Raw genomic sequence first — 20,530 nt, 5'->3', positions numbered from 1 at the left:
CTTAACCAACACCCGCACCTTGCCAAAAAACTTGAATAAGTCCTTTTGCAATAAACCCTGAACAACCTAAAAAGAGTACAAGCCACACTACATAACGACCAAACTTAGGTACATTACCTTTTTTTAGTACATCTTGAATAGCCATACCGATAAAAAAGAACACACCGGCTAAGCCAAAATACAACCCTAGGGTATCAAATTCGTTAATTAACTGACTGACCATCAACGTATAACCTTTAAATTAAACGGCGCGTACTATAGCATAAAAAAAACCAATAATTTAGTAGCTGCAGCCAAAATTACGTGATTAAATTTTAACTTAATTAACCATTAAAAAATCAGTAATTGATTTATTAACCGCATGTGGTTTTTGTGCATGCAACCAATGCCCCGCGCCATGAATGATTTTTGCTTTAGCATTTTTAAATCGTGCTGTTATGGCAGCTCGGTATTGCGGCAATATATAGTCAGAGTCATTACCTTTAATAAATAAAGTATCGCATAAACAAGAATCATTATCTTCTAAATCTGTTAGAATATTACTATATTTTTGACTCAATGTTGGTAAATTAAAGCGCCACTGGTATTGACCCGATTCATTTTTAGCTAAACTTTTCAGTAAAAATTGCCTAACACCCAGCTCAGGGATAAACGCTTGCATGATTTGGTCGGCGTGTTTTCTGTCGGTGATTTGATGTGTTGCTACAGTGTTTAACGCAGTGAAAATATCATCATGGCGGCTTTGGTAAGCCACGGGGGCAATATCAAGCACAACGAGTTTATTGACCACGCAGGGGGTACTTAATGCGATTTGCATTGCTACTTTACCGCCCATAGAGTGGCCAACGAGGTGAGTTGTATTAATATTTAAATGGGTCATCAATCGTAAAACATCGTTTGCCATGCTAGGGTAATCCATGACTTCACTATGGGGTGATCGTCCGTGATTGCGCAAGTCAATATTCGTTACTGTGAAGTTATCACTTAATGCATTGGCTATCACATTTAAGTTTTCGAGCGAACCAAATAGCCCATGAATCAAAACGACATCAGGCCCGTGTCCAGATTGTTTATAATTTAATAGCATGACATTCTCCAATAAAAGAGCGCGTAGTTTGCCTAGTGAAATAACAAATTGCAAAACATAGAGAATTAAATCAGGTTTGGGTATAATGCATTGGAATGAAAAAATGTGACCCGTAACGACAGGAAGAACATGAAAAAAATTGACATAGACGACGAGTTATATCAATACATTGCGAGCAATACGCAGAGCATTGGTGAAAGCGCATCCACTATTTTACGTCGTTTATTAAACCTCAACGGTGAAACAGTCTCAACGGCGAATAGTGAGCCGGAACTATCAGTTGCTCCCACAAAACAATCAACTAACAACGAATCACAAGCAGATAAAAGTGATCTACAAGCGCTTAAAAAAACACAAAGCAGTGCGACTGTCACACAAATGACTCAGCAAAACGCTAATGTTTTTAATATTCTAAATAAAGAAGAGTTAGCGATGCAAAAAGGTGTTGTTGGACGTTTTCTATTTATTTTGTCTGCTTTGCATCGAACGCATAAGGCTAATTTTTCAGCCGTTCTGGATGTACAAGGGCGTGATCGCGTTTATTTTGCAACCAGTAAAGAAGCGCTCGTTAACAGTGGAAGTAGTATGAATCCAAAAAATATCACTGACAGTGAATATTGGGTAATGACTAATTCAAATACAACACGTAAAAAAATGATGTTACACGAAGTGGCACTTGGCTTAGGTTACAGTGCTGAACAAGCCGAAAAAATTCGAGACTACCTATAAAAGGACATGTAATGGCGATTCATTCCGGTGCCGGGAAACCTGCAACACAATCTGATTTAGTGAACGTACCAAAATTAGTATCAGCTTATTATTTAAATGAGCCTGATTTAGAACAAAACCCTGAGCATTGTGTTGCTTTTGGTACATCTGGACACCGTGGCTGTTCATATGATGTGAAGTTTAATGAATCTCATATTCTCGCCATTACACAAGCGATTTGTGATTATCGCAAACAGAACAATATTTTTGGTCCACTTTTCTTAGGTAAAGATACACACGCTTTAAGTGAAGCAGCTTATAACTCAGCTATTGAAGTATTAGTTGCTAATGAAGTGCAAGTTATTACACAAGAGAATGACGATTTTACACCAACGCCAGTTATCAGCCATGCAGTTGTGTGTCATAACAAATTACACCCTAATGAATTAGCAGATGGGATTGTTGTTACGCCTTCGCATAACCCACCAGAAGATGGCGGCTTTAAATACAACCCACCCAATGGCGGTCCTGCGGATACCGATGTAACCAAATGGATTGAAGACAGAGCTAATCAACTTTTATTAGAAGATTTAGTTGAAGTAGAGCTTTTTCCGTTTGCTAAGGCTGCACGTTCTGGTTTTATTAAATATCAAGATTTAATGACGCCTTATATCGATGATTTAATCAATGTGGTTGATGTAGAAGCGATATCAAAAGCAAAAATTAAAATAGGTATTGATCCACTTGGCGGCTCGGGTATTAATTTTTGGCCCGTGATTGCTGAGAAATTCAATTTAGACCTAACGGTTGTAAATGACAACGTTGATCCACGTTTTGCGTTTATGCCACTTGATAAAGATGGCAAAATTCGTATGGATTGTTCGTCGCCTTACGCAATGGCAAACCTAATTGCACTCAAAGATGACTTTGATCTTAGCATTGGTAATGACCCTGATTATGACCGTCACGGTATTGTAACCCCTGATGGTTTAATGAACCCGAATCACTTTTTAGCTGTAGCGATCGACTATTTATTAAATCATCGTAAGTGGTCTAAAGAAGTTCAAATTGGTAAAACACTTGTATCAAGCGCTATGATTGACCGTGTCGTTGCTCGTAATAACCGTCAGGTGCAAGAAGTACCCGTTGGTTTTAAATGGTTTGTAGAAGGCCTAAGTACTGGTACTTTAGCATTCGGTGGTGAAGAAAGTGCAGGGGCGTCGTTCCTACGTTTTGATGGTTCAGTATGGAATACCGATAAAGACGGTTTTATTATGGGCTTATTAGCGGCTGAAATTTTAGCTGTGACAGGCAAAACACCCTCTACACGTTACAAAGAACTTGAGCAAGAGTTTGGGGCTCCTTTGTATAAACGTATTGATGCACCTGCAAGTACAGCGCAAAAAGATCGACTTAAAGCGCTCAGTGCAAAAGACGTCACCGCAGATACACTTGCAGGTGAGCCTATTTTACAAAAACTAACCCATGCCCCAGGTAACAATGCTGCAATTGGTGGTTTAAAAGTGGTGACAGAAAATGGTTGGTTTGCTGCTCGACCGTCAGGTACGGAAGATATTTATAAAATCTACCTTGAATCATTCAAGGGTGAAGAGCATTTAGCATTACTTGAAAAAGAAGCTAAAAAGTTGGTTGATTCAGTGATTAGCTAACTGATATACCCAAACCGTCTTAAGATGCAGAGCTTGGCGTTTTCACAGGCGTTTATTATCAATACGTTACTTTGCAATAATGGCTGTCCCTTTTGATAGTCCTTTTGATAAGTAACAACAATGAAAGGAACGTCTGTGAAACGTCCAACTGAACCTCATATATTGAGGTGGCTTGGGTATAATACATTATTAAAACGGCTGATTTAATCAGCCGTTTTTGTTTCTCATTCACACAATAAAATAAAGGCTTTAGAAGTATGTCAGCCAATTTAAGTTACTTAAATGAATTAAAACAAAATGGTGATTTTTTAACGCTCAGTCGTAACAATGAATGGCACTTAGATGCCAGTACTTTTACGTTGGATAACGGTACAGCAGTAACGGTGCATGATACGGGGGTTATAGAGTTCCAACCAAAAGGCATCACTACGAAAGATGTGGTACTTTCGAGTGCAATCCATGGCAACGAAACCGCGCCAATTGAAATCTGCGATGAATTAATTAAGCGGATCATTAGCGGCGATTTGCAATTAGCACAACGCGCTTTGTTTATTTTTGGTAACCCGCAATCAATCAATATTGGCAAACGCTTTATAGGTGAAAACCTTAACCGTTTATTTAATGGTCATCATACAGTTGAAGGTGTACCAATGAATAATGAGCGTGTCAGAGCTGCGAAACTTGAACAATACGTCAGTGATTTTTATTATCGTGGCTCGCAAGTAAGTCAGCGATGCCATTATGACTTACACACGGCAATACGTGGCTCAAAAAACGATAAGTTTGCAGTCTATCCTTTTTTACATGGCAAACCATGGAAGAAAGCGCAATTACAATTTTTGCTTAGCTGCGGTGTAAATACAGTCCTTATGATGAAATCAGCCGCGACGACCTTTAGCTATTATTCATCTTTTGTGCATGGCGCGGATTCGTTTACAGTTGAACTTGGGCAGGTCAAGCCTTTTGGCGAAAATGATATGAGTCGCTTTGAAAAAACAAAGCAAACACTCACTGCATTAATTAGCCAAAAAGAAGTGATTTATAAAGAATTTGATGCAAGTGATTTTGAACTGTTTTCAGTTCATCGTTCAATTAATCGGACCGAACACGTATTTTCGTTTCCATTTTCCGATGACGCCGAGAATTTTACTGGTTTTGCTAAAGGTGAATTACTCGCAACCGATGGTCAGACCTGTTATTACGCTGAAGTCGATGGTGAGGCAATTATATTTCCAAATTCTGATGTAGCCCTTGGTCAGCGTGCATTGTTAACCGTAATACCATTAAAAAACACAGATAATATTATTTAATAAATTGTATTAACCAACCAAAATAAAGAGTTAACTATATGATTTTAAATGTTTAATTTGAATGTATAGTTAACTTTCCAGCCCAACTCTCGCCAATTAACTTTGTTTCGTCTATGATTAGTTGAATAACGCTTTACGTTAACGTAAGGTGTCGGCAGCTTTAATTTAAATACAGTGCAGTTTCTGCAAAGTTTATCCTGTAGGTCACATCCAATAATAACAAGTGACTTGCACTGTTTTCGACAACAAAAGAAGGTAGGTTATGAGTAATCCAAATAACGTATCGGTGAATATTAGTCATGATCTTGCATTTATTGATGGTCATGCGCTGAATATTCCGACCGTAAGCATCTTAAATGAGGACGGCGATATTCACACAGGGGCTACCGCACCTGATATTGATGAAAGTACGGCGCTGCGATTATATGAAACTATGCGTTTTATTCGTGCATTAGATGAACGAATGCAAGCAGCTCAACGTCAAGGCCGCGTTAGTTTTTATATGCAATGCTTGGGTGAAGAAGCAGCCGTCACTGCATCGGCGGCGGCACTGGACCAAGACGATATGATCATGGCGCAATACCGTGAACAAGCGGCATTGCATTATCGTGGTTTTACACTTGACCAGTTTATGAATCAAATGTTTTCAAATGAATTGGATTTAGGTAAAGGACGTCAAATGCCTATCCATTATGGTTCAAACGCCCTCAATTATATGACTATCTCATCACCGTTGGGTACCCAAATACCGCAAGCAACGGGTTATGCATACGGACAAAAAATCAAACATATCGATGCAAAAACGGGTGAGTTAAATAGCACAATTGATAATGTCACTATCTGCTATTTTGGTGAAGGTGCTGCATCCGAAGGTGATTTTCATGCCGGCTTAAATATGGCTGCAGTACATAAATCTCCTGTGATATTTTTTGCTCGAAATAACGGCTATGCGATTTCGACGCCTGCGGATGAACAATTTAAAGGTGATGGTATTGCATCTCGCGGTGTAGGTTACGGTATTAAGACCATTCGTGTTGATGGCGCTGATGCTTTAGCTGTTTATGCGGCAACCAAAAAAGCACGCGAAATTGCCACTAAAACAGGTGAGCCTGTATTGATAGAATCAATTGCTTATCGCTTAGGTGCGCACTCTACATCAGATGATCCTAGTGGTTATCGCTCTAAAGATGAAGAAGCAAACTTTCAATCTTGCCCAATTGAGCGCTTTCGTAAATGGCTCATTAAGAAAAATTGGCTTAATGATGAGGAAGACACCAAAGCCAAAGAGCAAATACGAGAAGATATTCTTGCGGCATTAAAGCGTGCTGAAGTGGTTGCTAAACCCGCTTTAGAAGAGCTTGTCTCAGATGTATATGATACGCCAATTCCTTCGTTACAACGCCAGTATGAACAATTGAAAACGCATATTAAGCAACACCCAGATGCCTACCCAGTCACTGCAGGGAGAATTAAATAATGCCTAAAATGAATATGTTACATGCAATTAATTCAGCCCTTGATATTACAATGGCCGAACATCCTCAAGCATGTATTTTTGGTGAAGATGTAGGGTATTTTGGCGGTGTGTTTCGTGCGACCTCGGGATTACAAGAAAAATATGGTTCACACCGAGTCTTCAACACACCACTAACAGAGCAGGGGATCATGGGGTTTGCCAATGGTCTCGCTGCATTTGGTGCACCAGCACTGGCCGAAATTCAGTTTGCAGATTATATCTTTCCTGCGTTTGACCAAATTGTAAATGAATCCGCAAAGTTTCGTTATCGCAGTGGTAATGAATTCGACGTTGGTAACTTAACGATTCGTACTCCTTACGGCGGTGGTATTGCGGGAGGGTTATATCATTCACAATCACCAGAGGCGTATTTTGCACACACGCCAGGCCTTAAAATAGTGGTTCCTCGTAACCCTTATCAAGCCAAAGGGTTACTACGAGCATCGATTAAAGATGATAACCCGGTTATTTTCTTTGAGCCTAAGCGTTTATATCGGGCGTCAACGGGTGAGGTGCCAGAAGAAGATTACAGCATTGAACTGGGTAAAGCAGAAGTGGTCACGCAAGGTACTGATGTAACACTGCTTGCTTGGGGTGCACAGATGGAAATCATCGAAGATGCAGCTAAACGAGCAAGTGAACAAGGGATCAGCTGTGAGGTGATTGATTTACGTAGTATTTTGCCGTGGGATATGGAAACGATTGCTGAGTCTGTAACTAAAACAGGCCGCTTAGTGGTCAGCCATGAAGCGCCAATCACGAATGGCTTTGGTGCTGAAATAGCGGCAACAATTCAGCAAGAATGTTTCTTACATTTAGAATCACCCATCTTACGTGTGTGCGGCTTAGATACACCGTATCCATTAGCGCTTGAAAAAGAGTATGTGCCGGATGCGTTGAAAGTACTTGCTGCAATCAAGCAATCGGTCGAATTTTAGGAGTTATCATGGCAAAAGATTTTATTTTACCGGATATCGGTGAAGGCATAGTTGAATGTGAAGTGGTTGAATGGCTTGTTGCTGAAGGTGACACTGTGGCTGAAGATCAACCAATCTGTGATGTGATGACTGATAAAGCATTAGTTCAAATTCCAGCGGTTCATGATGGTGTGATCAGCAAACTATATTACGCCAAAGGCGATATTGCACTTGTGCATGCGCCACTTTTTGCGATGGATGTGGCGGGTGATATTCCTTTACCGGTGGTTGAATCAGCCGTTAATGTTGAAGCCGACACACCTGCCGTTACAAGCGATGAACAACTTGAAGACTTTATTCTCCCCGATATTGGTGAAGGTATTGTTGAATGTGAAATTGTTGAATGGCTGGTAAGTGAAGGGGATAAGATAGAAGAAGATCAGGCTGTGTGTGATGTAATGACAGATAAAGCATTAGTCCAAATTCCGGCTAAATACACAGGTACCGTTGTTAAATTATTTTATGCCAAAGGTGATGTGGCACAAGTGCACAGCCCGTTATTTCAAATGTCGATTGCAGGTACGCAAGCAAACGTTGTTGATATAAATGACGCTTTAGTAAAAGCACAAACAAAAGCCGTTGAACAAAAGCCGATTGAATCAGAAAATAAAGTAGTTTCTGCACCAGTAATTAATAAAAAAGCGGTGGCTTCTCCAGCAGTGCGTCGTAAAGCTCGTGAACTTGATGTTGACTTAACAACAGTGCCAGGCAGCGGTAAAAATGGCCGTATTTATAAAGAAGATATAGCGCAATTTATCAAAAGTGAAGTACCAAATAGTATTGATACGTCACCGTTACAACCCGCAGCTGATAAGAGTACGAGTAAAAACCCAGCAAATGGCACAGGTGGTTCTCGCGTTGAACCAATTAAAGGCATTAAAGCGGCAATGGCGAAGCAGATGGTTGCCTCTGTTACAACTATCCCGCACTTTACTTTTTGCGATGAAATTGACTTAACAAATTTAATCGCACTGCGCAGCGATCTCAAAGAGCAGTATAAGCAGCAAGGCGTTAAGCTGACTATGATGCCGTTTTTCATTAAAGCTTTATCATTGGCAATGAAAGAGTTTCCGGTTTTAAACTCTAAAGTAAATGATGATTGCACTGAACTCACCTATTTTGACGATCACAATATTGGTATGGCTGTGGACTCAAAAATTGGTTTACTGGTACCAAATATTAAACAATGCCAAAGTAAAAGTATTGTTGAGGTTGCTAATGAGGTGTCTCGCTTAACAGATTCAGCCCGAGAAGGGCGTGTTAGTCCGGATGATCTCAAAGGTGGCACGATTAGCATTTCTAATATTGGTGCGCTTGGGGGCACAATTGCAACACCGATTATTAATAAACCAGAAGTCGCCATTGTTGCATTAGGTAAATTACAGCACTTACCACGTTTTGATGGACAAGGGCAGGTGATATCCGCAGCAATCATGCAAGTAAGCTGGTCTGGCGATCATAGAGTAATTGATGGCGGGACAATCGCACGATTTAATAACCTATGGAAATCATATTTAGAAAGCCCAGCTAAAATGATGATGGCAATGAGTTAATTACATTACTTTGATACGTTCAAATAAAAGCTCAGCAATTGCTGAGCTTTTTTATTGCCAATAAAACGCTTGTCTACGGCTCTATTGATGCAGGAACAATTGTTAATAAACACATTAGGCTAAATTTTCTTGTTTATCTGCCTGTGTATCAACGATTTTAAACCCCATAAAAATATAGACCATACCCAACAAACATCGCTGGTATTGCTGAATAAGCTGTTGCAACTAATGCTGCACGCGGTGCCATCGCTATTGCAGGGAATAGGGCATCACCGTCATTAGAGATTGCATTAGCCGCTAACGCACTAAAAGGAATAATACCTTGTATATAAAGTGTCGTTACCACGATTTGTGGCCCACAGCCTGGTAAAAAGCCAATTGCTACAGCTATTAAAGGAGCTAAGTAAGCATAGTGGGTAAACCATGCTTTAAGATCAACCCCTGCAAAGGTCACTAAAAGTTCAAATAGCATAAATGATGCGACAACCCAAGCTGTTACAAAGTGGGTATCTTGAAGCACTTTATATAATTTAGACGGCGGGTTGATTGTTTCCTCCTCAGACGTGATCTCTTGATAGCTTTGCCCTTTTGAAGATAATGCCCAAGTAGTAACAGCAAGTAACGCCATTACAGCACCAAATACAGTGATTAAATCTGCAAGGGTGTTATTAATAGCGTTAAAGTCTGTATTTAACGCTATTAATACAGCAATGATCACGCTGGGTATAAGAATTATTTGCCATACCGACTTACTGAAAATAATTGCTCTACTAGGACTGTTTAAGCAGTCATCGCAAAAGTCATTTTTTTCTGGACGAAGATAATCTTTGTCATGAAAAGCATTCACTAAAGACCCACTAATAACGCCAACGCTAAGGCCGATAGCCATAATAAGTAGACCTTCGATGGGTTTTGTTGCTAAGAGTAAAAACGCAGCGTCACCCATGGTTGCGGTGAGCACTGCCACAACAGAGCCAAAGCTGGCTTGCCCTTTAGTGAATTGCGTTACAACAATAATGGCCCCACCGCAGCCGGGTAAGGCTCCTAAAAATGATGCAAAGCTTACCTCGAGTAAAGGAGATTTTTGGCTCAAATAGCCCAACTCTAACTGTGGAAGCCGATCAATGGCGTAATAGTAAATAAATAATGTGGCGGCAACAAATACACTAACCTGAAAAAAAGCATCGCTCATTGAGGCTAATGTAATATCTCTAATAGGGGGATAAGCTAAGCAACATAATAATAAAAACGGCAATAATAAACGTTTGTTATTAACAAAAAGTGTCGCGGGCAGAGCGATTTTTGGTAGTGTGTGAGAGAACATAAGTGCAACCTAAAAACTGTATAGGTTGCACTTTAGATTTAAATCAAATGAAAATCAATATCATTTACATTATTTTCTTTGAAATTCTGAATTTTCATTCCATGTTGGCCATTCGCTTTGCTGTGAAATATCAAAACCTACTTGATAAAATAACTGTAAGTCTTGCACTGCGCCAGATAAATTCCACTCATCACGGTATCTGTCGCAAGGTTGATGGTAGCAACCTCTTAGCACTAAGCTCATACGCTTGCGATAATTAGCCGTTTCTTCATCAAATGCTTCGCTTCCGCCACCGGCATACATTGCAGGTACACCCATATTAGCAAAAGCAAAATGATCAGAGCGATAGTAACCACCTGATGACGGTTTAGGATCACCAGATACGGTTCTATTTTGTGCTTTAGCAGCTGTAGCAAGCAACGTGTCCATTTGCGATTTACCAATACCAACCACGCTGATATCTTTTACTTTACCAAGTAAATTTAGGCTATCCATGTTGATATTTGCAACTGTTTTATCTGCAGGGATAACTGGGTTTGCTGCATAGTATTTTGAACCAAGTAGACCTTGCTCTTCTGCTGTAACCGCTAAAAAGGTCATAGAGCGCTTAGGGTTAACAGGTAAAGTTGCAAATGCTTCTGCTACTTCAATCATACCACCAGTACCCGTGGCATTATCGTGAGCACCGTTATATATTTGATCGCCTTTACGGTTTTTATCTGTGCCTAAGTGATCCCAATGCGCTGAATAAATAATATGTTCATCCGCCAGTTCACTGCCAGGTAACGTCGCAATAAAGTTATACGAAATAGATTTTTTAATCGTGTTTTTAATCGCAACCGAAGCGGTTAAATCACCCATATCTACGTTGTAAGCACCTTTAGCTGCATTGCTTTTGACAGTGTTAAAGTCTAGACCCGCTTTATTAAATAGCTCTTTAGCAACATCAGTTGTCACCCAACCTTCTACAGCAACTCTGTCCATATTGTTGTTTTCTTTTTGAAAACCAAACTGCTCGCCACTCCAAGAGTTTTCAACAACAGACCACGGGTATGAAGCTGGCGCTGTTTCATGGATAATGATTGCACCAGCAGCCCCTTGGCGACTCGCTTCTTCGTATTTGTAAGTCCAACGGCCATAGTAGGTCATTGCATCGCCAGTAAAAAGAGCAGGATCTTTAGTCGCAAAGCCCGGATCGTTTACTAGCATAACCACGGTCTTACCTTTAACATCAATGCCCGCGTAATCATTCCAGTTGTATTCAGGCGCATTTACACCATAACCCACAAACACAAGTTCGGAATCTTTAATAGCTTGGCTTTGACTAATGCGGCTACTGCCCATTACCATGTCTTTTTTATATTGATAGTCTTTACCGCCAATACTTAAAACCATGTTTGAGTCAGCTTCAAGAGAGACTAAAGGCACTTCTTGTAAAAAGCTATTACCGTTACCCGGCTTATAACCCAACTTTGTAAATTGTTCAGTGAGGTATGCAAGCGTTAGCTCTTCACCTTTTGATGATGGAGCGCGCCCACCAAACTCATCAGATGCTAATACTTTAATATGCTCGGCTAATTGCACATCATTAATCGAGTTATAGCCTTTAGTAACATCATCAGAGGTAAGACTTGTTGTTGCACATCCTGCAAGTACAGCAGTTGCTAGAAGTGTAAGAGAAAAATAACGTTTCATAGTCGCTCTTTTTTTGTTTTAAGTGAGTCTAGTATAAGAACTTCTGTTAAAGAGAACCAGTTTTTGCGGTAAACTCACCTCATAATAACTGTAAAGCTAAAGGTACTCATGAAACGATTTACCCCTTATGAACAATGGCATAGTGCAAGTCTTGAAAGTGGAGCATTTAATCATCTAAATACATTATTTGCTGTAAGTAATTTACCTGACTGGCCTCAATGTACGTGGTTTACATCGTTTCTTGATGCTAAAAATGCCAATCAACAAGCAATTACCTTTGTTGATGATGCATGTTTTAGTGAAGAAGAACGTTATTACGAACAAATAATCTTCGATACAGGGCAAGTACCTACACGACAACAAAACTGGCATGATTTATTTGGCGGGCTAATATGGTGCTTATTTCCTAAAACTAAGTCACTGATCAACCAGCGTCATATTGAAGAAATAACTCAACACGGTACAAAGCAGCGAACTAAGCATCGCAACGCGTTAACTTTATTTGATGAGTGTGGCGTTGTACTCGCTGTAAGTGATGATTCGTGGCCTAAATTACTCAAAAATCATCAATGGACTACGGCATTTTTTGAGCAACGCGAGCTATGGGGAAAAACAATTTTCCCCTATATTTTTGGGCACGCTAATTATGAAATGCTCACAAAACCCTATATTGGCTTAACGGGTAAAGCGTTATTTGTAAAAGTACCAGCTGACATATTTTGTAAAGATTTAGCACAGCAGTATCAGTTTATAGATCAAATGCTTTATGAGATGATTAGTGTTGACAACTGTTTAAGGGACAACAGCCTGCTATCGCCATTGCCTCTGTTAGGGGTGCCTGGTTGGTATGATAATAATAACTCAGAATTTTATAGTAATACGGATTACTTTAGACCTAAACGAAGGACACGAATATGATAGAAGTAACTGGGCTTAAAAAGAAATTTAAGCTGACGAAAGATCATAAAAAAAATAAATTAGAAAAAGTAGATCCGCGTGAAGATAAAGATTATTTTCATTCAGTTCGTGATGTCAGTTTTCAGTGCGCTAAAGGTGAAGTGCTTGGTTTACTGGGCCCCAATGGTGCGGGAAAAACAACTACATTACGCATGATTTCGACAGCATTAAAACCAGATGAAGGCACCATTTACATCGCTGGCGAAGATATTGTTAAAAAGCCTTTATTTGGGCGTAAATCGATTGGGTTCCTGTCGGGTAGTACAGGTTTATATGGACGCTTAACGGTAAAAGAGAATATAGAATACTTTGCAAAACTACATGGTATGAATAAAGCCGCGATTAAAACGCGCTGCGATGAATTATTCGACCTACTTGATATGCATAGCTTTATTGATAAACGAGCAGAAAACCTATCAACAGGTATGAAACAAAAAGCAAATATTGCCCGTGCTGTCGTTCATCAGCCAGCGGTTGTGGTGCTCGATGAGCCGACAACGGGGTTAGATATTATGACCACACAAACTGTGATCGAATTTATCAAAGGGCTCAAAGCACAAGGCACACCGGTTATATTCTCAACCCATCATTTAGATGAAGTTGCGTTACTGTGCGATCGAGTTGCAGTGATCAACGAAGGGATCAGCTGCTTTGATGGCACTGTTGAAGAATTTAAAAAGGCAGGTAACAGTGAAGAGCTAAACCAAGCGTTTATGAACATATTAACGGAGAAGCATAATGTTTGAAGTATATAAAAAGGAATTGAAAGAGCTCCTTCGCGACAAAAAAACCCTTATGTTTGTTGTGGCACTGCCAGTACTTATTTTCCCAATAATTTTTGCAGTTATGGCTTTTATTAGTTCGCAAGCCGCACTTGAAGCGGACCAAAAAGTTAATACATACGTAATTATTAATGGCGAATATGCACAAGAATTTACCGACAAAGTGTTTTACCACAAAAGCTTTGAACTCTATAAAGGCAGTAAAGCCTTTAATACAATAGAAGATCTTAAAGCAGGTGTTACAGCCGGCGATATAGATATGGGAATTTACTTGCCAAGTAATGCTGTAAAAACGCTCGATGGCGGTGAGCAAAGCAAATGGCAAGTTGTATTTAACGATGCAAAATCAATAAATTTTTTATTTAAACGGGTTAAAGAACTTGCTCAAGAATACAGCGACGTACTGCAAGCTGATAAGCTAAAAAGTTTTGGGATAGAAGAGTCTACGCACAAATCTATTCTTAACCCAATTGAAGTTGTTAAAGTAGATACAGCCGATAAGCGCGAAAACTTAGGAGAAAAAATTGGTGGCTTTTTACCTTACCTACTTATTCCATTAGTATTAATGGGGGCTACTTATCCAGCAATAGATTTAGGTGCCGGTGAAAAAGAACGCGGCACACTTGAAACATTGTTGCTTACACCCATAACACGCACAGAGCTGGTACTCGGTAAATTTATCACATTACTGACTACATCTATTGCATCAACCACAATTACCGTCGTCAGTATGGGCGGGTGGGTTGCAGTTGCATTGGCGTTCGCCGACTTAGAATTTATTAAAACGGCTTTTAGTACGTTAGCAGTAACCGATTTACTGATGATTTTTGTGTTATTACTTCCACTGGCTGCCATATTCTCTTCTTTAGCGTTAGCTATCTCAATTTATGCGCGTACGTTTAAAGAAGCCCAAAACTACATGGCTCCATTAAGCATGGGTGTATTCTTCCCTATCATTATTTCAATAATGCCGAATATGGAATTGACCGCTAAAACCGCGTTTATCCCAGTAACAAACGTTGCGCTAGCCATTAAAGATATAATTAAAGGCACAGTTGATTACACATTTGTAGGGCTAATATTTTTAGCAACCGCACTTATTGCAGGTGCGTTACTGGCATTTTGTGTTAAATGGTTTAACCGAGAAGATGTACTATTTAGGTAGTGTGTTACTCATTATAAAAAGCATCACTTACGTGATGCTTTTTTGTTTCTTAAGCCATTTCTTTGAAGCTATTGTATTAAGTCATTAAATCGTTTAAGTTCATAAGCTGAGCTATGGATTAACCACAAGGATGGATTCTTGAAAATACCCCTATTCTACCTCTCGCTATTGAGCGTTAGCTGTGCTTTTTGCATGCTAACCTATACAACAACTTCACATGCAAAAAGCATTCAGCCAACCACCCATATAGGTACGTGGCAAAATAAAGATGAAGACGGTGATGGTGTGCCTGATGAGCAAGATGACTATCCGTTTGAAGCGGATAAAACCACAATTACGGTTGTTCAAGAAGAAGAGTTTAATAATAACGTTGCCGAAGCAAACCCAGTTGGGAGTATACCTTTTAAAGCTACAGGCGGTATTTCTGAAAATGTAGATATTGATGATTTTAAATTTAATATCCCCAGCTCAATGCTAGTTGAAGACTTTTCAGTGACGTTTGTTCTTTTTAAAGATGCTAAGCGTTTCACACCGTCTTTAACCATCATTAATAATAATGGCGATGTTATTTCTTCTATACCAACAAACATCGAGCATGTCGGTAAAGTAGGTCAAGCTATCACTTTCTCACCTAAGCAAGCGGGTGAATTTAACTTAAGTATTACCGATAGAAACAACTTAGGTGCGGATAGCTTTACGTATACAGTACATGCATTTATTGATATAGACAAAGACGCCGTTCCTACAAACAAAGAGCTTGCTTTGTGCATGAACCACCTCGGGCAACATACCGATGATGACAAAATACCCGATGGAAATGAGTACCATATTTATACAGCTAACTTCAGCTTTAGCCATGATGTAGACAGAGATGGTATTCCAAACTGGCTTGATTTAGACAGTGATGATGACGGTATTACTGATGATATAGAATCAACCTACGATTTAGATGGCGATAAAAAACCAGCCTTCATAGACTTAGATAGTGACAATAATGTAGTTTTAGATTCAGAAGAATTAAACTTAGTTGAGTTTATCCGTTATGACCTTGATGGTGATGGCATCCCTAATTTTTTAGATACAGACGACGATGGCGACTTTTTGTTTGATGTAAACGATCCGCAGCCACTAGAAAAATTAGCTAATATAAATAACTTATACCCATCAAATACCCCAGTCATTAGTTCTACAACATATTCTCATAGTGACCAAGCAGTATTTATTAACAAAGCTAGGCCGTTTTTCCCTGCTAATTTAAATTCAGAAAATCTAAAAGGTAATGCGGCACATTTGGTAATATTAAAAGGGGATGACAAACAGCCCGTCGTTAATTTACCAGTGACGATTACGTCAGAAAATAAAATTTAATTTGTTATACCTAACTACCCAAAGATTGCCCTAGGTGGTGAACCAATTACATTTTTTCTAGCTATAGATGGCTATAAAACAAATAGTATTGATGCCACACTACTGCATCCAAAAACACCAATCATTACAGACATCCCGACTAAAAGTGTAGTCAAAGGCGATAAGGTATTAATAACCGGTGAAAACTTAGACAGTGGTACTTCATTAGTCTTTGCAGATGGCCCGACAATCCAGTTAGATTACATAGATGATACAAGTGCTAGCTTTATTGTGCCTAAGGATGTTGGAACTGGCTGGTTTAGTTTACAAAATGTATATGGTGAAAGTAATTATTCAAGTATCAAAAAAGAGCAGGTTATATCGCTAACGGTTGTCATGCCTGATTACTTACATGTTAAGGGGCCTTTTTATGTAGATAATTTAGACACAGAGTTTAACGATATCAATGCGTTTAATAACAAACAGATAAAAATAAGCTCAACTACTGATTATATCTCACTCTATTACAAAGATGGCATTTGTTTATTCCAAAGCTACATAGCCGATGATAGCCAAATAGAACTTAGTGTTGATAGTACACTTAAATCTTTTGTTTTACGTGCTTTTGCATATCAAAACAAAGTTGAGGATGTGCAGCAGTTAAAAAATAAAATAAGTAATTTAGCATCATATAAAGAGTTTAAATACTGGTATGAAAAAAAATTACGGCAAGAGTCAATTGATGCATTTTTAAAAGATGAGTCCTATAGCATTATTGGTAAAGCCACAGCAGTGGCAGATGATCTTTATAAAAAGCTAAAAAATGAACGCAAAAATAATCCATAGTACATAAGGAACGCTATGTTAAAAAAAACAATATGTGTATTGCTCAGCTCATTAGCTTTGCAAGGGTGTGTAGACTCACACTCAGTTAATGGTGTTATTGAAGGTTCTGTCGAACTAAAGCCCGATATTGGACTGTTGAATTATAAAGTGAGTGTTGAAGGTCTAGAGCGTGGTTGCTATCTATACCTTTCTAAACCAGATAATGACTTTTGGAATGTAGAAGATCAACAAAAAAATGCTACAGGGAGTTTCTTGTTTTAATAATGAACGAAAGTTATTTGCTCAAGCACCTGACGTTAGTAGCTTTACCTGGGAAGAGGCTGATGGTGGGTTTCATTTTACTATGGATGCCACAGCAATCAGTGTAGATGATGAAAAACTCAATATTTACACAACATCCCCCTTATTTGTTCCGTTAACAAAGGATTTGAAATGAAATCACAATTAATAGCGCTTTCTAGCATCATATTTTTAAGTACAGCAGCATTTGCTAATGAATCAAATGTGAATTTTCCTGCCAAGGATAATCAAGATCCATTATTTATAAAGAAGTGCGAAGAGTTTAGAAAAGCAAAAGCTGATAAAGACATTGATACCTTGATGTCTTTTGTACCAAAGCATTTCAAAGATACTGAGGACGAAAAAAAACGCGCTATCGCATACTTGAGTAAAAAGGCAGAAAAGTTTCAAAAGTATGTAACAAGCCCTGAATTCGAGGTTTTATCTCAAAAATTATCAACTGAATCGAAATCTAATTATGCACAGGTTGATATAAGAGCCCAGTATGGTGAAAAAAAATTCGTGTCTGACGGCTGTGTATTTGAACTTACCAAAGAAGATGGATGGATAATCATTGTTGCGTCTAGTTAATTAGCTTTTGACTACCTTAAGTATTTATATGTTATGAGAGTATGTACCTAAGCATGCTCTTTTTATTTAAAGAGGGAATTTTGGCTAATTCAATTATATTAAAATCACTATTAGAAACGATTAAATGGTTGCTAATTTGGCTAACTGTAGCAGGGCTTGTACTAGGTGTTTTAAGTCAAGGCTTGATTGTTGATACAGGTGATGGGCTTGATGTTTTATTAATTATTGCACTTTTGATGTTTCAACATCGATTAAAATTTGATGAGCACAATAATCAAATAGATGTAAAGTTGGGGGCTTATTTTTTTAAGAAAAAAATCTTCACGTATAGTCATCACACCATTGATACTAGCACGATTAAAACAATTTCATGCCAAGATAATAAAGCCATTAGCGTGATTGATATTAATTACACTTCAGCAGAAGGTAAATTGAGCACCTACACGTTTAGGTGTTTTAAGCAAGCCAAACAAGCGCAGTTAGTGGTGAGTAAACTGTCAACTGTTGAGCGCGTTTATACAGATAAACGTGAAGAGGCCGAGGCTGAAAAAACAAACTCAGCAACAGTAAACAAGTTTTCAAAAATCTTCCCGCAAAATACTATTTTAGGTAATGCTGAAGCTAAAAATAATATTTCTATTCTAAGGTGTGCGTTGCCACTTCCTGATAGTAAGAAAAAATCGGTCTATCTCACCGTAGCTTGCTTTACTTTGCTTACCGTATTTATAGCTTTTTCGTCACAAAACTGGAAGCCTGCAATGGCTTTTTTGGTGATAACGTATTTTAGTTATTGGCTTGCACGAGCATTTGTTTGCCATAACTATTATTTAGTAAAAACATCTCCTTTTATTGATATTAAAATAACTAGCGATGAGCTTTATCTGCCGGCGTTACTATTTACCGACAAAAAACCGCGCACATTAACTAAACAGGATATTGTCAGTATCGAGGCTAAATGGAATTACAATTACGACACAATTGATGACTCTATTGGCAGAACTACAAAAAGGTCACACTTAATATCGCTTGTTTTTAATACTACAAAAGGGCAGAGCATAGCACTTTCTCACTGGAGTGTTGATAGTGAGGCCCTCGTATATTCGTTACTAAAACACCAATACCCAGTGTCATTAGATAGAACAAGCGAAATGGTTTACCCATTTAAGCGGCACATTGGCTTGATGGTCGGCTTATTTATCGTGATAGTAATTATCAACGCGAGTAATTTACCAAACTTTATAAGCTCTTTTAATTCGTAATATTTTAAGGATAATTAATAAATACTTATTGCCACTGTCGCTATTAGCAAGCTTTACATGCCACGCAGAGATTGATTTAACAATCCCAAAAGAAAACTGCCTTAAAGCAGTAGAAATAGTAAAAAATAAAGATGAACAGTTATTTAAGTAAGCAACTTTTTACACCTGTTGATCATATCCCAATGCAGATAAAGCGATCACCAAACATGTTGATAGGGCACATAAAAAATACTACGCAAAAGAGTACGATGGCATAAAAACTTTCGTCTTGTTGAATCAAAGCTTGTTAACTACTCTGAAAATACTGAGTATAGCGTTGTTAAAGAAACGTATAAAAAGTGGGGATATACAGAGCAAGCATTTATATATTATAAATTTGATGCCAATGATAAAAGGTTTAAAGATCAGCGCACAGTTTATAACAAATGCCGTTTTGGCTTAAAAGATGGCAAGTGGTATATGGATAATTTACTGAAAAATTAATTTTAGTGTGTTTTAATTAAAATTAGAATATAAAATAAGCAATTTATAAATAAGGATATACGTTAAGGTGCAAAAAAATATTAAACTAGTCGCTATTTTTTTCTTCTTGTTGATAAGCAGTCAAACGATAGCTAATAGCAATAACTTAACAGTAAAATACGAAGTGATTAAGGGCGGCGAGCATTTTGCTGATATTACAATCAAGGTTAACGACACCTACTTACGCACCGATTACCAGCTAAAAGATGAAAAGCTTACTGAGATGACTGTAAAGTGGAAAGGTCAATATGTTATTGAGCATAAAACCCAGCGAGCTTACTTACTTGACTACAATGTTACTAACCAAAGAGCAGAAGATGCACGCAAAGAAATGGCTGCACAAATCACTAATATATCGGCAGAACAGATATTTGAAATGAGTATTGATCCTATCAATGATGAAAGTGAATTTATACGTTATGAAAAAGTAGGAAACAATAAATTAGTTGGAAAGTTTGAAGGTGATGTTGATCATGAAATTCAGTACCTTGAGCTGCCTAATAAGTATATGAGTCAAAAACAATATGACTGGTTACTTTCAAGAGCCAAAGAAGATCGCAAATTTGGCCAAGCCTTTGTTGCTATTCTAGAGCAGCCACTTTCTGAAGTTATTCGCAGAGTGAGTTATCAACATGCTGTTCTTCCTGTCCAAATAAAAACATATGACTATGATATAAACCTAAAGTCTGTTGATTCTAAATTTATTGATGAGAGTGAACTGCAAATCAAAGCAGGGATTATTCAGGCAGATATGACTCATTCTGCAATCCAATTTTTAGAAAGCTTATCACAGCGCTTCAAATAATAAATTGCCTATGGTAGTGCGGCTGTAGTGATCTCGGTTCACTTATCGGTTTTTGTGAACCACAATTTTTAGAGACTGTAAAATTCAGAGTCAAATCGAAACAAGCTACATGTCGGATCATAAAAACGTTTATTTAG

The 20,530-nt window shown here is 38.3% G+C and carries 20 protein-coding genes; 16 read left to right on the top strand and 4 right to left on the bottom strand.

Features of this window, described 5'->3' with window-relative positions:
• Position 1: 1 nt before the first annotated feature.
• Positions 2–223, bottom strand: coding sequence for a DUF2788 domain-containing protein (locus tag ACJJVX_RS14860; protein ID WP_054204660.1), 222 nt, complete (start codon positions 221–223; stop codon positions 2–4).
• Positions 224–319: 96 nt separating this feature from the next.
• Entirely contained in the window at positions 320–1,087 is a 768-nt protein-coding gene (locus tag ACJJVX_RS14855) for an alpha/beta fold hydrolase (protein WP_054204659.1), read from the bottom strand.
• A gap of 129 nt (positions 1,088–1,216) precedes the next feature.
• On the opposite strand from ACJJVX_RS14855, the gene seqA reads away from it, so the two are divergent.
• From seqA to ACJJVX_RS14825, 6 genes are all read left to right on the top strand, one after another.
• On the top strand, positions 1,217–1,816 hold the full coding sequence (seqA, locus tag ACJJVX_RS14850; protein ID WP_054204658.1) for a replication initiation negative regulator SeqA: 600 nt from the start codon (positions 1,217–1,219) through the stop codon (positions 1,814–1,816).
• 11 nt (positions 1,817–1,827) lie between these two features.
• Positions 1,828–3,465 (top strand): phosphoglucomutase (alpha-D-glucose-1,6-bisphosphate-dependent), encoded by a 1,638-nt coding sequence (pgm, locus tag ACJJVX_RS14845; RefSeq protein ID WP_054204657.1) that lies wholly within the window; start codon positions 1,828–1,830, stop codon positions 3,463–3,465.
• A gap of 257 nt (positions 3,466–3,722) precedes the next feature.
• Positions 3,723–4,775 (top strand): succinylglutamate desuccinylase, encoded by a 1,053-nt coding sequence (gene astE, locus ACJJVX_RS14840; RefSeq protein ID WP_405632121.1) that lies wholly within the window; start codon positions 3,723–3,725, stop codon positions 4,773–4,775.
• 262 nt (positions 4,776–5,037) lie between these two features.
• Complete coding sequence (locus tag ACJJVX_RS14835; protein WP_054204655.1) at positions 5,038–6,252, top strand: thiamine pyrophosphate-dependent dehydrogenase E1 component subunit alpha; 1,215 nt, start codon at positions 5,038–5,040, stop codon at positions 6,250–6,252.
• Positions 6,252–7,229 carry an alpha-ketoacid dehydrogenase subunit beta gene (locus ACJJVX_RS14830; RefSeq protein ID WP_054204654.1) on the top strand — a complete coding sequence of 326 codons (978 nt, stop codon included), beginning with the start codon at positions 6,252–6,254 and terminating at the stop codon, positions 7,227–7,229. Before ACJJVX_RS14835 ends, ACJJVX_RS14830 begins: the two co-directional genes overlap by 1 nt.
• A gap of 8 nt (positions 7,230–7,237) precedes the next feature.
• Entirely contained in the window at positions 7,238–8,821 is a 1,584-nt protein-coding gene (locus ACJJVX_RS14825; RefSeq protein ID WP_054204653.1) for a dihydrolipoyllysine-residue acetyltransferase, read from the top strand.
• A 157-nt stretch (positions 8,822–8,978) separates the two neighbouring features.
• Here ACJJVX_RS14825 and ACJJVX_RS14820 read toward each other — a convergent pair whose 3' ends face one another.
• Together ACJJVX_RS14820 and ACJJVX_RS14815 are read right to left on the bottom strand one after the other, a co-directional pair.
• Positions 8,979–10,145, bottom strand: coding sequence for a putative manganese transporter (locus ACJJVX_RS14820; RefSeq protein WP_054453044.1), 1,167 nt, complete (start codon positions 10,143–10,145; stop codon positions 8,979–8,981).
• Between the two features lie 69 nt (positions 10,146–10,214).
• Entirely contained in the window at positions 10,215–11,840 is a 1,626-nt protein-coding gene (locus ACJJVX_RS14815; protein WP_054453042.1) for a M28 family metallopeptidase, read from the bottom strand.
• 108 nt (positions 11,841–11,948) lie between these two features.
• On the opposite strand from ACJJVX_RS14815, the gene ACJJVX_RS14810 reads away from it, so the two are divergent.
• The 10 genes from ACJJVX_RS14810 (at position 11,949) to ACJJVX_RS14765 (ending at position 20,393) form a co-directional block, all read left to right on the top strand.
• The gene (locus ACJJVX_RS14810) at positions 11,949–12,758 is read left to right on the top strand and encodes a DUF3025 domain-containing protein (RefSeq protein WP_405632116.1); all 810 of its coding nucleotides are present in this window, start codon (positions 11,949–11,951) and stop codon (positions 12,756–12,758) included.
• The gene (locus ACJJVX_RS14805; RefSeq protein ID WP_170173915.1) at positions 12,755–13,543 is read left to right on the top strand and encodes an ABC transporter ATP-binding protein; all 789 of its coding nucleotides are present in this window, start codon (positions 12,755–12,757) and stop codon (positions 13,541–13,543) included. Before ACJJVX_RS14810 ends, ACJJVX_RS14805 begins: the two co-directional genes overlap by 4 nt.
• Positions 13,536–14,744 carry an ABC transporter permease gene (locus ACJJVX_RS14800; RefSeq protein WP_054204648.1) on the top strand — a complete coding sequence of 403 codons (1,209 nt, stop codon included), beginning with the start codon at positions 13,536–13,538 and terminating at the stop codon, positions 14,742–14,744. Before ACJJVX_RS14805 ends, ACJJVX_RS14800 begins: the two co-directional genes overlap by 8 nt.
• Positions 14,745–14,882: 138 nt before the next feature.
• Positions 14,883–16,112 (top strand): hypothetical protein, encoded by a 1,230-nt coding sequence (locus ACJJVX_RS14795; RefSeq protein ID WP_405632113.1) that lies wholly within the window; start codon positions 14,883–14,885, stop codon positions 16,110–16,112.
• A 6-nt stretch (positions 16,113–16,118) separates the two neighbouring features.
• Positions 16,119–16,937, top strand: a complete 819-nt coding sequence (locus ACJJVX_RS14790; protein WP_405632155.1) for an IPT/TIG domain-containing protein — start codon at positions 16,119–16,121, stop codon at positions 16,935–16,937.
• Positions 16,938–16,952: 15 nt separating this feature from the next.
• Positions 16,953–17,198: a hypothetical protein gene (locus tag ACJJVX_RS14785; protein WP_405632110.1), complete on the top strand. Its 246-nt coding sequence runs from the start codon at positions 16,953–16,955 to the stop codon at positions 17,196–17,198.
• Complete coding sequence (locus ACJJVX_RS14780; RefSeq protein WP_405632108.1) at positions 17,173–17,373, top strand: hypothetical protein; 201 nt, start codon at positions 17,173–17,175, stop codon at positions 17,371–17,373. The genes ACJJVX_RS14785 and ACJJVX_RS14780 overlap by 26 nt, the downstream gene beginning before the upstream one ends.
• Positions 17,370–17,807 (top strand): hypothetical protein, encoded by a 438-nt coding sequence (locus ACJJVX_RS14775; protein ID WP_405632107.1) that lies wholly within the window; start codon positions 17,370–17,372, stop codon positions 17,805–17,807. Before ACJJVX_RS14780 ends, ACJJVX_RS14775 begins: the two co-directional genes overlap by 4 nt.
• Before the next feature lie 80 nt (positions 17,808–17,887).
• Positions 17,888–19,066 carry a hypothetical protein gene (locus ACJJVX_RS14770; RefSeq protein ID WP_405632105.1) on the top strand — a complete coding sequence of 393 codons (1,179 nt, stop codon included), beginning with the start codon at positions 17,888–17,890 and terminating at the stop codon, positions 19,064–19,066.
• A gap of 550 nt (positions 19,067–19,616) precedes the next feature.
• Positions 19,617–20,393, top strand: coding sequence for a hypothetical protein (locus tag ACJJVX_RS14765; protein ID WP_405632103.1), 777 nt, complete (start codon positions 19,617–19,619; stop codon positions 20,391–20,393).
• Positions 20,394–20,530: the final 137 nt, after the last annotated feature.

Source organism: Pseudoalteromonas sp. Ld20 (assembly GCF_045064175.1).
GTDB classification, from domain to species: domain Bacteria; phylum Pseudomonadota; class Gammaproteobacteria; order Enterobacterales; family Alteromonadaceae; genus Pseudoalteromonas; species Pseudoalteromonas neustonica.
Note: the sequence above shows the minus strand (reverse complement) of the source record. Positions and strands in the feature narration are given on the sequence as shown.

Excerpts from the sequence above, each read along its gene's own strand:
- ACJJVX_RS14860 (WP_054204660.1), bottom strand. The coding sequence starts at position 223 with ATGGTCAGTCAGTTAATTAACGAATTTGATACCCTAGGGTTGTATTTT.
- ACJJVX_RS14855 (WP_054204659.1), bottom strand. The coding sequence starts at position 1,087 with ATGCTATTAAATTATAAACAATCTGGACACGGGCCTGATGTCGTTTTG.
- seqA (WP_054204658.1), top strand. The coding sequence starts at position 1,217 with ATGAAAAAAATTGACATAGACGACGAGTTATATCAATACATTGCGAGC.
- pgm (WP_054204657.1), top strand. The coding sequence starts at position 1,828 with ATGGCGATTCATTCCGGTGCCGGGAAACCTGCAACACAATCTGATTTA.
- astE (WP_405632121.1), top strand. The coding sequence starts at position 3,723 with ATGTCAGCCAATTTAAGTTACTTAAATGAATTAAAACAAAATGGTGAT.
- ACJJVX_RS14835 (WP_054204655.1), top strand. The coding sequence starts at position 5,038 with ATGAGTAATCCAAATAACGTATCGGTGAATATTAGTCATGATCTTGCA.
- ACJJVX_RS14830 (WP_054204654.1), top strand. The coding sequence starts at position 6,252 with ATGCCTAAAATGAATATGTTACATGCAATTAATTCAGCCCTTGATATT.
- ACJJVX_RS14825 (WP_054204653.1), top strand. The coding sequence starts at position 7,238 with ATGGCAAAAGATTTTATTTTACCGGATATCGGTGAAGGCATAGTTGAA.
- ACJJVX_RS14820 (WP_054453044.1), bottom strand. The coding sequence starts at position 10,145 with ATGTTCTCTCACACACTACCAAAAATCGCTCTGCCCGCGACACTTTTT.
- ACJJVX_RS14815 (WP_054453042.1), bottom strand. The coding sequence starts at position 11,840 with ATGAAACGTTATTTTTCTCTTACACTTCTAGCAACTGCTGTACTTGCA.
- ACJJVX_RS14810 (WP_405632116.1), top strand. The coding sequence starts at position 11,949 with ATGAAACGATTTACCCCTTATGAACAATGGCATAGTGCAAGTCTTGAA.
- ACJJVX_RS14805 (WP_170173915.1), top strand. The coding sequence starts at position 12,755 with ATGATAGAAGTAACTGGGCTTAAAAAGAAATTTAAGCTGACGAAAGAT.
- ACJJVX_RS14800 (WP_054204648.1), top strand. The coding sequence starts at position 13,536 with ATGTTTGAAGTATATAAAAAGGAATTGAAAGAGCTCCTTCGCGACAAA.
- ACJJVX_RS14785 (WP_405632110.1), top strand. The coding sequence starts at position 16,953 with ATGTTAAAAAAAACAATATGTGTATTGCTCAGCTCATTAGCTTTGCAA.
- ACJJVX_RS14780 (WP_405632108.1), top strand. The coding sequence starts at position 17,173 with ATGCTACAGGGAGTTTCTTGTTTTAATAATGAACGAAAGTTATTTGCT.
- ACJJVX_RS14775 (WP_405632107.1), top strand. The coding sequence starts at position 17,370 with ATGAAATCACAATTAATAGCGCTTTCTAGCATCATATTTTTAAGTACA.